The organism is Rahnella sp. GSA61A, assembly GCF_019969905.1.
GTDB lineage: Bacteria > Pseudomonadota > Gammaproteobacteria > Enterobacterales > Enterobacteriaceae > Rahnella > Rahnella aceris.
In genome coordinates this window covers 262,106-282,313 of record NZ_JAHXYO010000003.1, presented here as the reverse complement: position 1 = coordinate 282,313, position 20,208 = coordinate 262,106, and the positions used below count along the sequence as shown (strand labels likewise).

The window sequence follows — 20,208 nt, the reverse complement described above, 5'->3', positions numbered from 1 at the left end:
TTTTAGTTTATGAGGCCACCAATGACGACGTATAACACTGGCAACCCGCTGGGGTCTGCTGCTGCAAAGGATTTGTTCGATAACGCGCAGAATCTGGATTTTGCGGTTAACAGCATTACTCAGATTATCTGGATGGACCGTTTTGGTAGAGGACGTAAAACCTGGTACGGAATTGAAAAAGAAGCTGAGCAGGCAATGCTTGCATTTGGTTATGTAACCATTGATAGCTTTGAGGAAGGAGCTACGCTGACACTCCCAAACAAAGTGTTACGTTTGGAGAGCAATGGTGAGTATTACCGCTGGGACGGAACCTTTCCAAAAGATGTCCCAGTGGGCTCTACACCTGCGTCTACAGGTGGAATAAGCATCGGTGCTTGGTTATCTGTAGGTGATGCAACCCTGCGATCCCAGATATCAGATGTTGATGGAGCTACTAAATATCCTGAGTTGCAACGCGCCCGCTGGAAAGATGAGGGAGATGTACGCTACTGGGGTGCAAAAATGGATGGTGTGACAGACGACACGCTTGCGCTAAGTGCCGCTTTTAGTAGTGGTAAATTGGTTAAGTTTCCAGAACCAGCAAATGGTCCTTGTATTATTTCGGCTCCGATTGCGGTTTCTGACAATACAAAAATTTACGGACCCGGTAAGGATTTCATTGTTATTAAGTGTTCAGATAACATGGATCCAGATCTTCATGCCATTGTCACAAATAACTATTCAACAGGCACAGCCTCAGCAAATAAAAATATACATATTGAAGGCGTTTGCGTTGATGGTAATGGCTATATTCGTGCGCCTGGTACAGATAAGCCTGATGGATGCTGTTTTGTTATCAATGCTGAAGACTCAACCCTAAAAAATTGTCATGGAATCGCCGGACCCGTTTGGAATTTATTCGTAACATCAGCAAATCCGTTCGATACTGTGGGCCATAATGGCACAATTTCAGCTCCTTCCAAGAGGATTGTCATTGAAGGCTTTACCTCAACCGACCCAATCCATGGCGATGGCGGTATCATCCAAGGCGCTTTTGATACACTCATTCGCGACTACTCAAGTATTTATACTGCACAACTTGTCTCACTTGGACAAAAAGTTAGAGCAGATACCGGCATTCAAATAATCGAAGGGTGCAGGGGCGTAACAGTTGATAATGTTATGGCAGATCACGGCGGCACTGTAACCACTGCCGTTGGGGTTAGCGCTCACACCAACAAACCCCACTTGCGTGACATAACGATAAATGGGGTAAATGGCTATGGATTAAATACCCTGATAGGGGTATTTAACGACACATCGGTTGTTGCAATCACTGATAGCTCGTGGAACTGCAAAGGGCTTTCGATTAGCAACTGTGTACTTAATCAGCCAGTTACAGACAGTTCAAGCACTGTCATGCAGGCCAGAATCGTTGACGTGCAAAATATGTACGATGTAAAAATTAACGATGTGAAAGTTGCCCTGTCAAATTCTGATGGTAGCTACAATTCACCAACCGCTGTAGTTAATTTAGATGGTGCGAGGAATGTTGATATTTCTGGAGTGTCATTTGTAGGAGTGCCATTAATTATTGCAACGCTGAATGTGTCCAGGGCTAATGGATGGATAATGCTGCGTAACGCTAATAACAGTAATGTCAGTGTTAGCGATGTTTCATTGGACTCAGCAGGATATTTCAACCGTATAATTGGTGACTCAACATCGAACGCCCTCGTATCCGTTCATGGCGTCAAGGTTCTTACCCTTCCTGCTGACTCGCAAACAAAAGAGGGCATTGTTTCCGGGTCTGGCGTGGTTAACGTTAGAAATATGTCACTCCCCTCTGGCATGACTCAGGGCCGCTTCGGTGGTGTATTTACCGCTATTAACGGCGCGAACGTTGACGTGAAGCAGTCTGCTCCTCGTAGGACTTTGGGATCACATCAAATTAGGGCGTATAACGCCTCAAACGTACAGTCTTACCCTACCTTGGTTCTAGAGCGAGGGTACGTTGGTTCGGGGGGTAAGGGCAACCTTGCTTTCTGGACAAGTGATGGAACTTTAGGAACGCTGGGTGTTGGGGCATGGAATGAAGATACATCAACTTTTACTCCTATCCATATTACTGCATATCAACCAGCGCAAAGCGTAACGAAATATCTTTCTCCGGCCGTAAACGGAGACACTAATCTTGGAAATTCATCATCAGCGTGGCTCAATGCATATTTCGTTAATGCACCTCAGACCGTATCTGATGCAACCCTGAAAACAGACGTTAGAGATATGACCGAGGTGGAGATGTCTGCTTTCTATGAGATAGCCAAGCTACCAATGGTCTGGAAGTGGATAAATCGCGTTGATGAGGAGGGTGACACAGCTCGCTGGCACTCAGGACCCACAGTACAAGCCGCTATACAGGTCATGGATGCTTACGGCCTGGATTGGACGCTCTACTCATGCATATGTTACGACCACCAGGAGTCTGTTCCTGCCTCTACCAAAACAGTGGAAACGATTTTTGATGAGGATGGGACAGTACTTGCGGAAGGGTATGAAGTAATAACCCCCGCAGTTGAAGAGGTGAGCAAATACTCATTCCGTAAAGAGGAACTATCCTGGTGGTGTATGAGGGCTATCATAGATAAGCAGGAAAAGATGGAGGAAAGGCTGTTGAAGCTAGAGTCTAAATAACATAAGGCCCGATCCACCGGGCCTTTAACTATAAATTTATTTCAATTCCTTTATTATGAACTCTTCATCTCTTTCATAATTGAACTCATAATCTGAAATGAAGGCCTGAGGGGACCATCCATTATCATGCTTCACGAGAGAATCTGCCCAAATGTATGTCAGATCAATTCCTTTGATGGCGCATATGTAATATTCATTATTGGCGGTGTATGAATCAGCACCTATAATGAACATTTTCTTAATGCTAGAAGAAAACATTGCATTAAATGTTCCGCTTCCAGCATATCCTGCTATCTCCGTTGCCTCTGAAAACACTTTTTCCTGTTCTTCCCATGGGTGATTCTCTGGGTGATAAAACTCAAATCCACTTTCTAGGAACAATCTTTCAACCCTTTCAGGGTTAAGGCATTTCCTGCGACCACCTTCTGGTCTTGCTATGAAAATCTTTCTATCTTTCTTGCCGGTTTTTCTAGAAATACCTGTTGACCCTATTTTATTCCACACGTATTTAATTTCTGGATTTATAAAACTTCCGATTACATACATTGGGGTAGCGCAGTAAAGCTTTTCAACATGAACTGGTGAGTCGAATGTGACTATGTCGCAATCTGAAACGTCAAATCGATTCAATATGGCTTTTACAAATCCTGGTAATGACTTACCTTTTTCTAGGCTCAACAACACTTTGACTGGGCCATCTATAAATCGAATTTTCTCCAACGACCAAAGCCTTGATACTACTTCCGATGTGAAGTGCCCAAAGTGACAGTAAAACTCAGAGTCGAGGTACAAATAAGAACCATGAAGGGTAGTGCTCGTTGATGTATTATCATTTATAATAAAATTATCATCATAAACTTGTGTTAAGTTTTTATTAGATAAATTATTATGATGCTGCAACCTGAATGAGTCTGGCAAAGCAACGGAACCCTTAGTAGCTATTTGACCAGGGTAACAAACTGCATCTTCATAAGAGACAATGAAAGAGTTAGGGGTCTTAAATCTCTTTGGAAACCTTGACTCCAAAGATGCACTGTTTGTTTTTGTTTTAATTTTCGCGTCAAAGTTGCTATGTGACTCGTCGTTAAATACCAACTTGCCATCCAATAAGCCATCAGAAATCATTTCTATAGCCTGATAATTTCTAATTCCCTTAAATGTATCAACCTCCTTAACCATTACGCCAAGCCTTCCACGCAACTCAACCTTTTTACATATATTTGAAAGTGACGCAGCTAAGGAACCATAAGACGATTTAGCGTTAGGTGGGCAAATTTTTGCCTGAGCTATGCTGTTTAACAAATCTATAGCATGCGGACCATCACAATCACTGAGCCCTTGAATGAACTTCGCATGCAACTCCTCTATAAAATAAAACCCTCCTGAAATTAATTTCAGGAACATGCTTTTAATTAGCTTTATTTTTTCGGACTTTTTGTTGTTTCCATGCTCAATTATAGCGCTTAGCTGATTGAACTCATGACTTAATGCCAAGTCATCTACGGATTTAAATTTGTGAAATCTTATATTACCCACACTGAAATTGGTGTCAGACTCTACCCCATAAGAGGCAATATGTATTTCAGCAAGAGGGTATTTTTTCGAGAAAACATTACCTAAGTTTATTTGGTTCTGATTGGATATAATGAGTATTTTAAATTTCTCATTTTCAAAATATGATAGTTCTTTCTCATAGATTGAAAGATATCCGTTTTTATACGATGACTGAGGCAACTTTTGCTCTAACCCAAGAGCGTCCAGAGAAAACATAGATGAAATCCTATTTACTTTTTAATAAATGATACCCTCACAAGCCATATAAATCAGCAATTTTTATGAAAAATCATAGCAATATCACCGAGCATTACCGTCTGGTATCAGCAAGTCTTTGCAAGACATCCACATGCTAACCTCAACTATATTCCCTTTCCCATCAATCCCTTCGCGATCCACCATCTTGCTGCAGGCACAAAAAAAACGGCTCGATGGCCGGGTTCATATCAACTCGCGTAACAGCGCAAATACTGGGAATATATCAGGGGATAGTAAGATAGAAAATTTTATGGAGATGGGTTGAGACAGGCGAAAAAAAACCTCCGTTGGTGACGGAGGTTCTCTTAACAGAAGGAGCCGCGTATCTTTTACGTATCCTTTTCTGTCTAGATGGTGTCAGCGCTGGGTCTTAAATCTGCTCATAAGTTACTGGTTTATATGAGCTTGTCCTGCCACTGTCCTATCTAAATTGGTGGAGCTGGGGGGATTTGAACCCCCGGATATTTCCTGTCAATTATCGCGGCAAAAAATTAAAAGTCCCAAAAAACCTTTCCCCAAAACCATTTTCAACTATTTGAAGTAAAAGGGATTTATTTAGCACTCAAAGGCATTGGTAATACTCGGGAAATTAGTGTTATGTAATTGATTCCAAAGTTTTTAATACGGTTTTTACCGTGCTGCCGCACAGGCAGCTTAGAAAGTTACTGATGTCGTAATCAATAATCGACTGAAGTTCACTGCCGCACAGGCAGCTTAGAAATGCGTCACCAGGGCGGCGGAAGTCCACTGCTGCCAGCCCCCCAAAACTCATCCCACCAAATCCCGTTCAACAAACCCCTTGCGCCATTGTGTCGGCGACATGCCCAGCCGCTGGCGGAAATGATGACGTAAAGTTTCCGGCGAACCGAAACCGGCCTGTTCGGCAACGCGGTCAATACTCAGTGTGCCGTTTTCCAGCAGGGCGCAGGCTTTTTCCAGCCGCACGGTCAGCATCCATTCTCCCGGTGTGGTGCCGGTAGCATCATGGAAGCGGCGCAGGAAGGTGCGGCGGCTCATACCGGCTTGTCTGGCGAGCTGATCAATCACCAGCGGTGTATTGAGATGGCCGCGTAAGTCATCGAGCAAGGGCGCCAGCGTTTTTGTCTGATGCCGTGGTACCGGTTGCTGGATCAACTGAGCCTGATTCCCTTCGCGCAGCGGCGGCGTCACCATGCGGCGCGCTGTACGGTTAGCGACTTCGATACCATAATCGCGGCGGATCAGATGCAGACACAAATCGACGCCCGCCGCACCTCCGGCAGAAGTGATGATGCTGCCTTCATCGACATAAATCATGCCGTGCTCAACCTGCACGTCAGGGAATTTTTGCGCCAGAACATCGGTGCTGTTCCAGTGCGCCGTCGCGCGTTTACCGTCCAGCAAACCCGCAGCGGCCAACACGAAACTTCCCGCGCAGATCGACACAATTCTTGTCCCGTTGTGATGGGCTTTTTGCAGCGCAGCAATCAGCCGCTCAGACGCCGGTTCGTGAATGCTTCGCCAGCCGGGGATCACAATCGTACCGGCGTCTTCCAGCAGTTCCAGCCCGCCATCCACCACCAGCCGCACGCCGCCTTGCGCGCCGAAAGTCCCTTCTTCTACCGACGCGACGGCTAACTCGTACAGCGGTTCGCCCGTGAGTTCATCGGCACGGCCAAAGGCTTCGACGGCGATGCCAAACTCGAAGGTACACAGACATTCATAAGCCAGCAGCACCAGTCGCCGGTTGGGCGCAGCGGGATGGCGGGAGGAAGACATCAGCGGCAGATCAACTTTTTGCATGAAAGGATAACCCTCAGGTTGGCACGATCTTGACGATACATGGCATACCGGCAGATTTCTACTCTGACGCCAATCTTCCATGCTATGCGTCTCTTATCCCCGCAGGATTTAATCATGAAAAACACACTCGCACTGATGGCGGTTTGTCTGGCCGCCCTGATGTCGGGGCTGGAAATTTCCAGCGTCCCCGTATTATCACCGGTACTCGAACAGGAACTGCATGCCAGTTTCCGCGAGCTTCAGTGGATCATGAACGCTTACACGCTCGCCTGCACCACGGTACTGATGGCGACCGGTACGCTGGCAGACCGCTATGGACGGAAACGTGTTTTTATCATCAGCATTACAGCGTTCGGGCTGACCTCGCTGATGTGCGGTCTCGCCGGTAGCGCGCAATGGCTTATCGCAGGACGTTTTCTTCAGGGACTGAGCGGCGGCGCAATGCTGACCTGCCTGATTGCGATCCTTTCGTCGCAGTTTCCGCAAGGGAAAGCGCGCAGTCAGGCGTTTGCCGCATGGGGGATTACGTTTGGTTTCGGGCTAGGGTTCGGCCCGATCATTGGTGGCACGCTGGTCGCCTGGCTGAGCTGGCGATGGGTGTTTCTGATCCACGTTGTTATCGCCGTACTGACCCTGATTCTGGCGCTGAAAAACGTGGTGGAATCCCGTGACGGACAGGCTAAAAAACTGGATCTGGGGGGATTGATTACCCTTTCGGTCACGGTCTTGGGCGCGACGTTCCTCATTACTCAGGGCAGCAGTCTGGGCTGGAGCAGTGTTACAGCAGGCGCTGTTCTGCTGGCTACCGCCGTCAGCGCGGTGATGTTCATCCGCATTGAAAAACGCCATCCGCACCCGATGTTTGATTTTTCGGTCTTCCGCGTCCGGGCATTTTCTGGTGCGCTGATGGGGTCGGTAGGGATGAATTTCAGCTTCTGGCCGCTGATGATTTATCTGCCGGTGTATTATCAGGGCGGGCTGGGTTATGGCAGTGTCGCTACCGGTATGGCACTGCTGGCTTATACGTTACCCACGTTGCTGATGCCACCGCTCGGTGAAAAACTGACAACACGTTTTGGCGCGTCACGTCTGATCCCGCTGGGATTATTCACAATAGGCGCAGGTTTTATGCTGATGCAAATCGCCGTCGTTCATCACCTTAGCCTATTGCCGGGTGCGCTGCTGGCAGGCATTGCGCTGGGGCTGACCAATACACCGGTCACCAACACCACAACCGGCTCTGTTGCGGCCAACCGCGCGGGAATGGCGTCGGGGATTGATATCAGTGCGCGCCTGATTACCCTGGCGATCAACATTGCGCTCATGGGAAACCTGCTGGTGGCGGGAATTGCCGCGAGCCTGAAAAAAGTCATGCCCGCAGCCGGGGAATTATCTTCGCTGGCAGAACGTATTGCAGGCGGCTCAGCCATTGAACCCCTGCAAAGCGGACAGATTGCGCAGGCACTGACTGATGGCTTTGCAGGCATTCTGCTCTATGGCGCGGCAGGCGTCTGGGTACTGGCACTTCTCAGTTATTTGCTTTTTAACGGCAGGGGGCGGCGTAAAACGGTGTCTTGCGAGCCGTCCTGAGTTTACAAATCCGCGTTGCATATCGTGCAGCGCGTTTTTGCGTAATGTCTTCCATTTGTCTGAAAAATAATCATTTTCCCTGCGCATCTTTTTACTGAATATGGCGTGATAGCCCTGCGGGACGGGGCTTCACGGAAATAGTCGTGATGCAAAATGATAATTTGATTAAGTACGACAACTGGCGTACATTGAGGGCTCATGAGTTTCAGAGAGATCAAATGGAAGGTGATCGAATGTTTGAAGAATGGAAATATTGAATTTGAGGCAAGACGCGGGATTCAGCTTAAGAATTTGTTAAGTACGGGTGACATCTCGCCCTTTGAAGTGGCTGCCTTAATCGGCAGGGCATCCGGAGATCATTATCAGGTTCGCCCCTACCATTTTGACAGCAGTATTGATGTCCACATCATCACCGTCAGTAGTGCCGGAGTACCCTGGTACATCAAGTGGTATTTTACAGAGCCCACCAGTGTTTTTATCAGCGTTCATCATTAAGGAAGAATATGATTATTTATAAAGTCGGGGACGAGAAAAAGGCGATGTGTGGTGTCTGTGAGGCTTTTCGCATTGTCAGCTATCAGCTGCGCGATGTGCCGTTTGATGACGGCAGCGGTATGGTGAAAAATATCATTGCGGGCGTATGTAAAACCTGCGACAGCGTTGCGGTGATCCCTTTTCAGTCTGTGCCTGCCATCAAAAAGCAGTTGCAGATACAACGCAAAGCCGTGGAAACCCGTGTGCCTGCGCACATGATTGATCTGCTGAACATGGCGAGTGCGGAATTGGGGGCAACCCCTGATTTCGTACCGTTACTGCTCAAATATTATATTCATCAGCTGGCATCAAACCCTGAAGCGGCCCTGCGCCTGGTGACCTTGCTGACGTCCGAACTGGCGACCGGTCTGGCCAATAAGCGCCTTTCCCTGAAAGGGCGCGAGATCGGTAATGATATCGAAAAACTCAAATCCCTGTCCCAGATCGACAACACCACAGAGTTACTTAAAGGCGTGGTGCTGATGATTCATCACGACCTTCTGGTCAATCCGGATGCCCATCGCATCGCAGTTTTAAAGAGTTTTGTCGCCACCGTTGCCTGATCATTTCCCCCGAAAAAATTTGACCCCCATCACATAAAGTTCCTGTTCTTCCTGCCGATAACTGTTCCAGATAATTCTCATTTGAAAAGGAACAACATGTTTAACCGTATGAAAGTGGTCACGGGCATCGTGATCTTACTGGTGGTCTTCGGTGCTTTACAGTTGGTATCCGGTGGCCTGTTCTTTAAATCGTTAAAGACAGACAAAGATAATTTCACCACGTCTCAGCAAATCCGTTTACAACAGGCAGAATTTAACGCCAGCTGGATTTATCTGCTGCAAACCCGCAACACCCTGAACCGTGCGGGTATCCGTTTCATGCTCGACGCCAACCAGATGGGCAGCGGCGCAACGGTCAAAGAACTGATTGATACCGCCACCAAAGATCTGCAAATCGCCGATCAGCACTTTGCCAGTTATCAAAAAATCCCCGCTGATGCCAGCCAGAACCCGCAATTTGCCGCCGACGCCAAAAAGCAATATCAGGTGCTGCATGACGCGCTTTCGGAACTGATTGAGCTGATTGGTCTGGGGCGTATCAATGACTTCTTCGAACAACCGACTCAGCAGTATCAGGACAACTTCGAAAAAGCTTTCGTCACCTATATCGATCAGAACGACCGTCTGTATAACGAGGCGGTGAAAGTGAGCGAGAATTCCTTCACGCATGCCATATGGATGCTGGGTACCGTGTTGATTGTGCTGGCGATTTTCATCCTGCTGGCCTGGACTGGCGTGCAACGCATCCTGATCCATCCGCTGAAAAATATCGTCGATACCATCCGTAAAATTGCAACCGGTGATCTGACGCACGAAATAGTCGTGAAAAGCCGTAATGAAATCGGCCAGCTTGCCGATAGTCTCAAGTACATGCAGGACGAACTGATCCGCACGGTCTCCGGTGTACGTCATGGCGCTGATGCAATTTACAGCGGTGCGAGCGAGATCTCCGCAGGCAACAGTGATTTGTCTTCACGTACTGAACAGCAGGCGTCTGCGCTGGAAGAAACCGCCGCCAGTATGGAACAGCTGACCGCGACCGTGAAACAGAACGCCGAAAACGCCCGTCAGGCCAGCCAGCTGGCACTGAGCGCGTCCGAAACCGCACAGAAGGGCGGGAAAGTGGTAGCAAACGTGGTCGATACCATGAATGACATCGCCAGCAGCTCGAAAAAGATCACCGACATTACCGGTGTGATCGACGGGATTGCTTTCCAGACCAACATTCTGGCGCTGAACGCCGCCGTTGAAGCGGCGCGTGCCGGTGAGCAGGGCCGTGGATTTGCGGTCGTGGCCGGTGAAGTCCGTACCCTGGCGCAACGCAGCGCGCAGGCAGCAAAAGAAATTAAAGGGCTGATTGATGATTCTGTCAGCCGCATTAATACCGGTTCAGTGCTGGCGGAAAGTGCCGGTGAAACCATGCATGACATGGTGAATGCCGTTACGCGTGTGACTGACATTATGGGCGAAATCACCTCGGCATCGGATGAACAAAGCCGCGGGATTGAGCAGGTCGCACAAGCCATCACTGAAATGGATCGGGTGACGCAGCAGAACGCCTCACTGGTTGAAGAATCCGCGTCCGCTTCTGCGGCGCTGGAAGAGCAGGCGAGCCTGCTGACGCAATCAGTGGCCGTGTTTACGCTGAGCCAGACCGCAAATAACAACGTGCGCCAGAATCCGGCATCTTCGGCGAGGCTGTCTCTGTTGACTCCGAACCTTTCTGGTTCTAAAGCCGGTAAGGGTGGAGCGCAGGGAACAGATTTAACCGAAAACTGGGAAACCTTCTAAGCACGTACATAACATCGCGACCCGAAAGAGTCAGGTTTGCCGTTAACGCAAAGGCAGTCCCGAGTATGTAGGGTATAAGAATAAAGGTGCCGGTCTGGGCTGGCACCTAATGAGGTTATCCATGTTTAAGCACATCCGTGTGTCCACCTGCATGTTTTTGTTATTGATAGTGTTCTTTGTTATGCAACTGGTTAACAGCGGGTTATCGCTGCAGGCCGCCCACACGGATAAATTGAATTTTGAGCAGATATCCAACACCGCTGAACAGCGTGATGCGCTCAGCCAGTCCTGGTCTTATCTGTTGCAGACCCGTAATACCCTTAACCGCGCGGCAACGCGTCTGGCGCTGAAACAGCCCCAGGAAAACATCACTCAGCTGATGTCGGATGCCAAAGCCAGCCTGAAAAAGGCCGAAGACGCTTACGCTGCATTTCTGGCTCTGCCCCGCAGAACAGAAAAAGCGGTGGCACTGACTGCTGTGAACAAGGCGAGTTATCAGCAACTGCACGATATGTTGCAGACGCTGACTGAGCTGCTGTCCAGCGGCGACATGAACGGTTTTCTGAACGGTCCGGCGCAAAAGTATCAGGATCAGTTCCAGAAAGATGTCGGTGATTACACTGCCTACGTCAGTGCCCGCTTCGGGGAAGCGCAAACGCAAACCGCAGCGTCTTACCAGAATGTCATGATCAACACCTCCGTCGCCCTTGTTCTGCTGATTGCCCTGACGGTACTGGCGCTGGTGGTGACCCGCCGCATTCTGTTTACTCCGCTGACCATTATGCGCGGACATTTTGACCGCATCGGGGCCGGTGATATCTCTTCGCCCATCGTTGCAGAAGGGCGCTACGAAATTAAAGTCATGCTGGAAAGCCTGCAGCAGATGCAAACGTCGCTGGCAGACACCGTCCGCACCGTGCGTCACGGCGCTGACACCATGTTCTCCGGCCTGAAAGGGATCGCGGCGGGCAACACTGATCTGTCTTCACGGACTGAACAGCAGGCGTCGGCGCTGGAAGAAACCGCAGCGAGCATGGAACAACTGACCGCCACCGTGAAACAGAATGCCGAGAATGCCCGTCAGGCCACGCAACTGGCACGCGATGCGTCGAATACCGCAGAAAAAGGCGGTGAACTGACCGGCAACGTGGTGAAAACCATGAATGATATTGCAGGCAGCTCGAAGAAAATCAGCGCAATCACCAGCGTCATTGATGGCATTGCGTTCCAGACCAACATTCTGGCACTGAACGCGGCGGTTGAAGCGGCACGTGCCGGTGAGCAGGGCCGTGGATTTGCGGTCGTGGCCGGTGAAGTACGAACCCTGGCACAACGCAGCGCACAGGCCGCGAAAGAAATCAAAGCACTGATAGATGAATCTGTCAGCCGCGTCAGTCAGGGTTCCCAACTGGTTGAATCCGCCGGAAATACCATGGATGACATCGTTCGTGCTGTCACCCGCGTAACTGACATCATGGGCGAAATCGCCTCGGCGTCTGACGAACAAAGTCGTGGCATCGAACAGGTATCGATTGCCGTGACCCAAATGGATCAGGTTACACAGCAAAACGCCACGCTGGTTCAGCAGGCCGCTTCTTCCACGCATGCGCTGGAAATCGAGTCTGAAAATCTGACCCGTGCGGTATCGGTGTTTCGCCTTGCCACCACTGACGGCGCAGGTCAACGCCGCAGCGGACTGGCTCAGGGCCTGACATCCCGCCAGGTGGCCCAACCCGCATTACTTCCGGCAACCGCAGGCGCGGTATCGGCAGATAACTGGGAAACATTCTGATACCAGATGAAGAGTGAATTGGGTACCCGTTACACCACCTGTCCCTCTAATGGAGCTGCACCATGAATCAACCAGGCTCGCCAATGAGTGCTGATAACACTTCGATCATGGCACAGATGATCCAGCGTTTACCGCTGTCCGATACCCATTTCCGCCGGATAAGTGAGCTTATCTATCAGCGCGCGGGTATTGTGCTGGCGGATCACAAACGCGAAATGGTCTACAACCGCCTGGTCCGGCGGTTGCGGATACTCGGGCTTAATGATTTCACCAGCTATATGGCGCTGCTGGAAAACGACAGCAACAGTCCGGAATGGCAGGCGTTTATTAATGCGCTGACCACCAACCTGACGGCGTTTTTCCGCGAAGCGCATCACTTCCCGATCCTGGCAGAACATGCCCGTTCGCGTCCGAACAGTTACAGCGTCTGGAGCACGGCGGCGTCGACCGGCGAAGAACCTTATTCCATCGCCATGACGCTGAGTGAAGCGCTGGGGCCGCGGATGGCAAGCTGCCGCATTCAGGCCAGTGATATCGATACGCAGGTGCTTGAGAAAGCCACCGCCGGGGTTTACCGCCTCGAAGAACTGCGCACGCTCAGCCCGCAGCAGTTACAGAAATTTTTCCTCAAAGGCACAGGCCCGCACAGTGGCCTGGTGCGTGTGCGTCCCGAACTGGCGCAGATGGTGGCTTTCCAGCAACTGAATCTGCTGGCGAACCAGTGGCAGCTGAACGGTCCGTTTGATGCAATTTTCTGCCGTAATGTGATGATTTATTTCGATAAAGAAACGCAGGAGAAAATTTTACGCCGATTTGTTCCGTTACTTAAACCGGGTGGTCTGATGTTTGCCGGACACTCCGAAAACTTCAGCCAAATCAGCCGGGAATTTTATTTGCGCGGTCAGACTGTCTATGGCCTCGCCAAGGAGAGGTAATGAATAAAATCAGAGTGTTGAGCGTCGATGACTCGGCGTTAATGCGTCAGCTGATGACTGAAATCATCAACAGCCATCCGGATATGGAAATGGTCGCGACCGCCCCCGATCCGCTGGTGGCGCGTGATCTCATCAAGAAATTTAACCCGGACGTGCTGACGCTGGATGTTGAAATGCCGCGTATGGACGGCCTGGATTTTCTCGAAAAGCTGATGCGTCTGCGTCCGATGCCGGTGGTGATGGTCTCCTCACTGACCGGCAAAGGCTCGGAAATTACCCTGCGTGCACTGGAGCTTGGCGCGATTGACTTTGTGACCAAACCGCAACTGGGTATCCGTGAAGGTATGCTGGCCTACAGCGAGATGATTGCCGATAAAATCCGCACGGCCTCAAAAGCGCGTCTGAACAAAAGCGTCAACATTGATCAGCCGCGTATTCTCAGCCATACGCCGCTGCTGAGCAGTGAAAAACTGATTGCCATCGGCTCATCAACGGGCGGCACAGAGGCTATCCGCCACGTGCTGCAACCGCTGCCGCCGACCTGTCCGGCGCTGATGATTACCCAGCATATGCCACCGGGTTTCACCCGTTCTTTCGCCGACCGTCTGAACAAGTTATGTCAGATCACGGTGAAAGAAGCGGAAGACGGAGAGCGTGTTTTGCCGGGCCATGCGTATATCGCACCGGGTGACAGACATATGGAACTCACGCGCAGTGGCGCCAACTACCAGGTTAAGTTGAACGACGGTCCGGCGGTGAACCGCCATCGTCCGTCGGTCGACGTTTTATTCCGTTCGGTGGCGCAGTTTGCCGGACGCAATGCCGTTGGGGTGATCCTGACGGGAATGGGCAATGACGGCGCCGCCGGCATGCTTGAGATGCACCGGGCAGGGGCTTACACCCTTGCACAAAACGAAGCCAGTTGTGTGGTGTTCGGTATGCCCCGTGAGGCTATCGCCACCGGTGGCGTAAACGAAGTGGTGGATCTCAGCCAAATCAGCCAGCGGATGCTGGCGCAAATATCAGCCGGTCAGGCATTACGTATTTAATTTTTCAGCCTTGTGCTGGGTAGCAAACCTTAGGAGTAGATAAAACATGGCCGATCCAAATCTGAGATTTCTGGTAGTAGACGATTTCTCTACCATGCGTCGTATCGTGCGCAACCTGCTGAAAGAGCTGGGCTTCAACAACGTTGAAGAAGCAGAAGACGGTGTTGATGCGCTGAACAAACTGCGCGCCGGGGGCTTTGACTTCGTGGTATCCGACTGGAACATGCCCAACATGGACGGTCTGGATCTGCTGAAAACCATCCGTGCTGACGCTGCGCTGGGCAAGTTGCCGGTGCTGATGGTAACCGCAGAAGCGAAGAAAGAAAACATCGTCGCCGCCGCACAGGCCGGGGCCAGTGGTTATGTGGTTAAACCCTTTACCGCCGCCACGCTGGAAGAAAAACTGGGCAAAATCTTCGAAAAACTGGGCATGTAGGAGTCCGTATATGGCAGAGATACCAATGCCTGCAAATGATGCAGCAACCGCGGGCGAAATTATCGCCCGCATTGGGCAACTGACCCGCATGTTGCGTGACAGCATGCGTGAACTTGGTCTGGATCAGGCCATTGCTCAGGCAGCCGAAGCAATTCCGGATGCCCGCGATCGTCTTGATTATGTTGTCACCATGACGGCTCAGGCGGCTGAACGCGCCCTGAACTGTGTTGAGGCTGCGCAGCCTCGTCAGAACAAACTTGAATCTGCCGCGAAGAAACTTGATAAGCGCTGGGATGAATGGTTTGAAAATCCGATTGAATTATCGGATGCCCGCGAGCTGGTCACTGACACCCGCAGCTACCTGAAAGAAATCCCTGAGCACACCAGTTTTACCAATGCTCAGTTGATGGAAATCATGATGGCACAGGACTTCCAGGATCTGACCGGTCAGGTCATTAAACGCATGATGACCGTGGTACAGGAAATCGAAAATCAGCTGTTAATGGTGCTGATGGAAAATATTCCTGAACAACAGGCTAAAGCGAAGCGCGAAAACGACAGCCTGCTGAACGGCCCGCAACTCGATTCCAACGGTGTCGGTGTTGTGGCCTCACAAGAACAGGTAGACGATCTGCTGGATTCATTAGGTTTTTGATGTGCCAGCACGTCAGCAATAAACACCTCTCCGTCTCGCACTGAGGGGTGTTTTTCTTATCTGGAATTTTTACAAATAAATTCATCTGCTGAATAGCCGCCATTTTTCCTCTCTAATTCACCAATAAGACTTCGCCGCTTTTGTCATGCTATCCCTGCGTCATTGAATCTGTAGCGTCGTTCGTTCACCCGAATCACTGACTCATATCAGCTCATCGGGATCCTCTCGCTTGCTGCCTTGCTACAACTCCAGTGACGTTGGGAGTTTGCATGAAATTGTGCCCGTCGTGTTTTACATGCCGGGTAAACCCTGACAGGAACCGCCGGTGGCTGAAGAAAGCGATCTCGAAAAAAGTGAGGCCCCCACCGCACACCGGCTTGAAAAAGCGCGTGAGGAAGGGCAGATACCGCGCTCGCGCGAACTGACCTCAATTCTGATGCTGGGAGGCGGCTTAACGCTGCTGTGGATGTCGGGCGAATCTATGGCGCGGCAGCTTGGCGTGATGATTTCGCAAGGTCTTAAGTTTGATCACGGCATGGTCAGCGATGACCGGCAGGTTTTGCAGCAGATGGCGACGCTGCTGGGCCGCGCAGTCTGGGCATTATTGCCGGTGATCGGCGGCCTGATTTTGATCGCACTCGCCGCGCCGCTGTTACTCGGCGGCCTGATGTTCAGCGGTAAATCCTTTGAGTTCAAGTTCAGCCGTATGGATCCGATTGCCGGTTTGAAACGTTTATTCTCCGGTCAGGTGCTGGCGGAACTGCTGAAAGCCGTTCTGAAAGCCTTGCTGGTCGGCACCGTCGCCGGGTTGTATTTGTGGCATAAATGGCCGGACATGATGCGGCTCATGGCGCAACCGACCATTCCGGCGCTGGGTGAAGCACTGAACATGGTGGTGTTCTGCGGGCTGATGGTGGTACTGGGATTAACGCCGATGGTGGGTTTCGACGTGTTCTGGCAAATCTGGAGCAACCTGAAAAAGCTGCGCATGAGCAAGCAGGATATCCGCGACGAACATAAAAGTCAGGAAGGTGACCCGCACGTTAAAGGGCGTATCCGCCAGCAGCAACGTGCAATGGCCAGGCGCCGCATGATGGCCGATGTGCCAAAAGCGGACGTTATCGTGACCAACCCGACGCACTACGCCGTTGCGCTGCAATACAGTGAAAACAAAATGAGTGCACCGAAAGTACTGGCGAAAGGCGCGGGAGACGTGGCGCTGCGTATCAGGGAACTCGGTGTCGAGCACAAAATTCCGATGCTGGAAGCGCCGCCTCTGGCGCGTGCGCTTTACCGGCACAGTGACATTGGTCAGCAAATTCCGGCGACGCTGTATGCCGCCGTGGCTGAAGTTCTGGCCTGGGTTTATCAGCTGAAACGCTGGAAGCGCGAAGGCGGGCTGATCCCGAAAAAACCTCAACATTTACCAGTCCCTGAAGGTCTGGATTTTGCAGCAGGAGAGAGTGATACCCATGGCTAATCTGGCCGCGATACTGCGTTTACCCGCCAACTTTAAGTCCGGACAATGGCAGGTACTGGCAGGCCCAATTCTTATCCTGATCATCCTGTCGATGATGGTGTTGCCGTTACCACCGTTCATCCTTGACCTGCTGTTCACCTTTAACATTGCGTTATCCATCATGGTGTTGCTGGTGGCAATGTTTACCCAGCGCACGCTGGATTTCGCGGCATTCCCGACCATTCTGCTGTTTTCCACCTTATTACGTCTGTCGCTGAACGTTGCCTCAACCCGTGTGATCCTGCTGGAAGGGCATACCGGCGGCGCGGCCGCGGGGCGGGTGATTGAAGCCTTCGGTCACTTCCTGGTCGGCGGCAACTTCGCCATCGGTATCGTGGTGTTTATCATCCTGGTGCTGATCAACTTCATGGTTATCACCAAAGGTGCCGGGCGTATTGCCGAAGTGGGCGCGCGTTTTGTGCTTGACGGGATGCCCGGCAAACAGATGGCGATTGATGCGGATCTGAACGCCGGTCTGATTGGCGAAGACGAAGCGAAAAAACGCCGCAGCGACGTGACGCAGGAAGCGGACTTCTACGGTTCAATGGACGGTGCAAGTAAATTCGTGCGGGGTGACGCCGTTGCCGGTCTGATGATCATGATTATCAACGTCGTCGGCGGCCTGCTGGTGGGTGTGTTGCAACACGGTATGGATCTCGGCCATGCGGCTGAAAGTTATACGCTGCTGACCATCGGTGACGGTCTGGTTGCGCAGATCCCGGCGCTGGTTATCTCTACTGCAGCCGGTGTTATCGTCACCCGCGTCGGCACCAATGAAGACGTCGGCGAGCAGATGGTGACCCAGTTGTTCCGCAATCCGCGCGTCATGATGCTGAGTGCCGGTGTTCTGGGGTTACTCGGTATGGTGCCGGGCATGCCGAACTTTGTCTTCCTGATGTTCACCGCCGGGCTGCTGGCGCTGGCGTGGTGGACTCGCGGTCAGGAGCTGAAAAAACCGGCCACCGCAGCGGCCGCACCGGCCGTGGCAGACAACGGTAAACAAATGGTAGAAGCCAGCTGGCAGGACGTTCAGCTTGAAGACCCGCTGGGTATGGAAGTGGGCTACCGTCTGATCCCGATGGTGGACTTCGCCCAAAACGGCGAGCTGCTGGGACGTATCCGCAGTATCCGTAAAAAATTCGCACAGGAAATGGGCTATCTGCCGCCGGTTATTCATATTCGCGATAACCTCGAACTGCCGCCAGCGGGCTACCGTATCCTGATGAAAGGCGTGGAAATCGGCACGGGTGCGGCGCATCCGGGCCGCTGGATGGCGATCAACCCGGGCAGCGCGATTGGCGAATTGCCAGGCGAAGCGACGGTTGATCCTGCATTCGGGCTGGCGGCGGTCTGGATTGAACCTGCTATGCGTGAGCAGGCGCAAATTCAGGGTTATACCGTGGTGGAAGCCAGTACCGTGGTCGCAACGCATCTGAATCACCTGATCAGCATGCACGCCAAAGAGCTGTTTGGCCGTCAGGAAACGCAGGAACTGATGGAACGTGTCACCAAAGAAATGCCGAAGCTGACGGAAGATTTCATTCCGGGCATCATTTCCCTGACCAATATGCACAAAGTGTTGCAGAACCTGTTATCTGAACGCGTTTCGATCCGCGATATGCGCACCATTGTTGAAACACTGGCGGAATATGCCCCGAACCAGCCGGATCCTAACGAACTGACGTCCGTGGTGCGTGTTGCGCTCGGCAGGGCGATTACCCAGCAGTGGTTCCCGGGCAGCGGTGAAGTGCAGGTTATCGGACTGGATACCTCCCTGGAACGTCTGTTGTTACAGGCGCTGCAAAGCGGCGGTGGTCTGGAACCGGGTCTGGCTGAACGTTTGCTGACCCAGTCCGAGGCGGCATTACAACGTCAGGATATGCTCAGTGCGCCACCGGTTCTGCTGGTGAATCACGCACTGCGTCCGCTGTTGTCACGCTTCCTGCGCCGTTCACTGCCCAATATCGTCGTGATGTCGAATCTGGAAATGAGCGACAGCCGCCAGATCCGCATGACCGCCACCATCGGCGGTGAATAACATGCGCCGCGCCACACTGTTGTTGCTGACCACACTGAGCCTGCCCGCGCTGGCCGCGTCCGGTTCATGGTCTGATACCCAGCGCGGCGTGGTGCTGCAAAACCGTGGCGTGATGATGTCGTCGGGCGCGTTAGCACCGCCGGCATCCGCGCCCGTGCGCAGTTCAGGTTCTGCAACCATCACAACCCTAAGCTGGAAATATGAAGTGCTCGGCGCAAGACCCGCCGGTTTACAGGTCAGACTCTGCAACACCATGAATCACTGCATCAATCTGGACGCCGAAGGCGGGGTGACAAAATCGTTTTACGGCCAGTCCGCCACTTCACCATTAAGACTGGTTTATTTTGTCCCCGGCGCTGGCGCAATGAATACGCCGCTGCGGGTGATCAGTAATGAAGTGATCGTGAACTATAAGTAAGCCCTCCACCGGCTCTAGTAATCCCTGAAAACCTTCCGGACGCCGTCTCCCATTCTCAATGTTTGCCCATTTTATCTGTATGGATGTTCAGCTATCACCGGAACTCATCTGGCCGGGTCGCTACACCAGGATCACCTGTAACTGAGAACGGCTCCCTCCCCTGCGAAGGGGAGGGTTGGGGTGGGGTATTAAATAAAAATCAATATGTTGAAGTTTGCACTGACCAGGTGTTAGCCCTTAAAACCCCCTCCCAACCTCCCCCTTCGCAGGGGGAAATATCACACTTGCAGGCCATTGCACACCATTGCATCATCGGTATAACCAATTGTTTTTAAAGTGATTTAGTGTTGCTTGCGCTGGCGTGCAATTGCTAGACAGCGCACATCAAACCGGATATAAAACCGGATATCAACTTACTCGAAAGGATATCCGAATCATGCCGATCACAGACACTAAAGCCCGCACCTTTTTCTTTAAAGATACCTTCATCTTTTTTCATCAAAAAAAATAATAATGAGCAATTAAGAAAATGAAGATAATTGCGGATATTATAATCAAAGAAACTTCAATCATTCCCCATAATTTAAACTTACTTGTATTTATAAAATCATGCCAAAAATA

General features: G+C 51.3%; 15 protein-coding genes. 13 read left to right on the top strand and 2 right to left on the bottom strand.

All coding sequences use genetic code 11. The annotated features are described in order from the left end of the window. Positions 1 to 21 precede the first annotated feature (21 nt). Positions 22 to 2,673: a glycosyl hydrolase family 28-related protein gene (locus LC431_RS05550; RefSeq protein WP_223509408.1), complete on the top strand. Its 2,652-nt coding sequence runs from the start codon at positions 22 to 24 to the stop codon at positions 2,671 to 2,673. A 36-nt stretch (positions 2,674 to 2,709) separates the two neighbouring features. On the opposite strand, the gene LC431_RS05545 is transcribed toward LC431_RS05550, so the two are convergent. Next, entirely contained in the window at positions 2,710 to 4,443 is a 1,734-nt protein-coding gene (locus LC431_RS05545) for a DUF563 domain-containing protein (protein WP_223509406.1), read from the bottom strand. Positions 4,444 to 5,253: 810 nt separating this feature from the next. Beyond that, positions 5,254 to 6,267: a transcriptional regulator FtrA gene (gene ftrA / locus LC431_RS05540; RefSeq protein WP_013575146.1), complete on the bottom strand. Its 1,014-nt coding sequence runs from the start codon at positions 6,265 to 6,267 to the stop codon at positions 5,254 to 5,256. A 114-nt stretch (positions 6,268 to 6,381) separates the two neighbouring features. Between ftrA and LC431_RS05535 the strand changes: the two genes are divergently transcribed. The 12 genes from LC431_RS05535 to LC431_RS05480 all read left to right on the top strand — a co-directional run bounded on the left by LC431_RS05535 (position 6,382) and on the right by LC431_RS05480 (position 19,587). Next, the gene (locus LC431_RS05535; RefSeq protein WP_112151836.1) at positions 6,382 to 7,857 is read left to right on the top strand and encodes an MFS transporter; all 1,476 of its coding nucleotides are present in this window, start codon (positions 6,382 to 6,384) and stop codon (positions 7,855 to 7,857) included. Positions 7,858 to 8,055: 198 nt separating this feature from the next. After that, positions 8,056 to 8,352: a hypothetical protein gene (locus LC431_RS05530; RefSeq protein WP_013575148.1), complete on the top strand. Its 297-nt coding sequence runs from the start codon at positions 8,056 to 8,058 to the stop codon at positions 8,350 to 8,352. 8 nt (positions 8,353 to 8,360) lie between these two features. Next, entirely contained in the window at positions 8,361 to 8,954 is a 594-nt protein-coding gene (locus tag LC431_RS05525; RefSeq protein WP_037034841.1) for a hypothetical protein, read from the top strand. A 96-nt stretch (positions 8,955 to 9,050) separates the two neighbouring features. Further along, positions 9,051 to 10,745 (top strand): methyl-accepting chemotaxis protein, encoded by a 1,695-nt coding sequence (locus LC431_RS05520; protein WP_013575150.1) that lies wholly within the window; start codon positions 9,051 to 9,053, stop codon positions 10,743 to 10,745. Between the two features lie 121 nt (positions 10,746 to 10,866). Beyond that, positions 10,867 to 12,537: a methyl-accepting chemotaxis protein gene (locus LC431_RS05515; RefSeq protein WP_112151837.1), complete on the top strand. Its 1,671-nt coding sequence runs from the start codon at positions 10,867 to 10,869 to the stop codon at positions 12,535 to 12,537. 62 nt (positions 12,538 to 12,599) lie between these two features. Then, the gene (gene cheR, locus LC431_RS05510) at positions 12,600 to 13,472 is read left to right on the top strand and encodes a protein-glutamate O-methyltransferase CheR (RefSeq protein ID WP_013575152.1); all 873 of its coding nucleotides are present in this window, start codon (positions 12,600 to 12,602) and stop codon (positions 13,470 to 13,472) included. After that, complete coding sequence (locus tag LC431_RS05505; protein ID WP_013575153.1) at positions 13,472 to 14,521, top strand: chemotaxis response regulator protein-glutamate methylesterase; 1,050 nt, start codon at positions 13,472 to 13,474, stop codon at positions 14,519 to 14,521. Before cheR ends, LC431_RS05505 begins: the two co-directional genes overlap by 1 nt. Before the next feature lie 46 nt (positions 14,522 to 14,567). Then, entirely contained in the window at positions 14,568 to 14,957 is a 390-nt protein-coding gene (gene cheY, locus LC431_RS05500) for a chemotaxis response regulator CheY (protein ID WP_013575154.1), read from the top strand. 10 nt (positions 14,958 to 14,967) lie between these two features. Continuing rightward, complete coding sequence (gene cheZ, locus LC431_RS05495; RefSeq protein WP_013575155.1) at positions 14,968 to 15,612, top strand: protein phosphatase CheZ; 645 nt, start codon at positions 14,968 to 14,970, stop codon at positions 15,610 to 15,612. 325 nt (positions 15,613 to 15,937) lie between these two features. Beyond that, positions 15,938 to 17,092 carry a flagellar biosynthesis protein FlhB gene (gene flhB / locus LC431_RS05490; protein WP_013575156.1) on the top strand — a complete coding sequence of 385 codons (1,155 nt, stop codon included), beginning with the start codon at positions 15,938 to 15,940 and terminating at the stop codon, positions 17,090 to 17,092. Next, positions 17,085 to 19,169: a flagellar biosynthesis protein FlhA gene (gene flhA, locus LC431_RS05485; protein WP_015689760.1), complete on the top strand. Its 2,085-nt coding sequence runs from the start codon at positions 17,085 to 17,087 to the stop codon at positions 19,167 to 19,169. The genes flhB and flhA overlap by 8 nt, the downstream gene beginning before the upstream one ends. 1 nt (position 19,170) lies before the next feature. Then, a complete protein-coding gene (locus tag LC431_RS05480) occupies positions 19,171 to 19,587 on the top strand; it encodes a flagellar protein FlhE (protein ID WP_015689761.1) in 417 nt (138 codons plus the stop codon). Positions 19,588 to 20,208 lie beyond the last annotated feature (621 nt).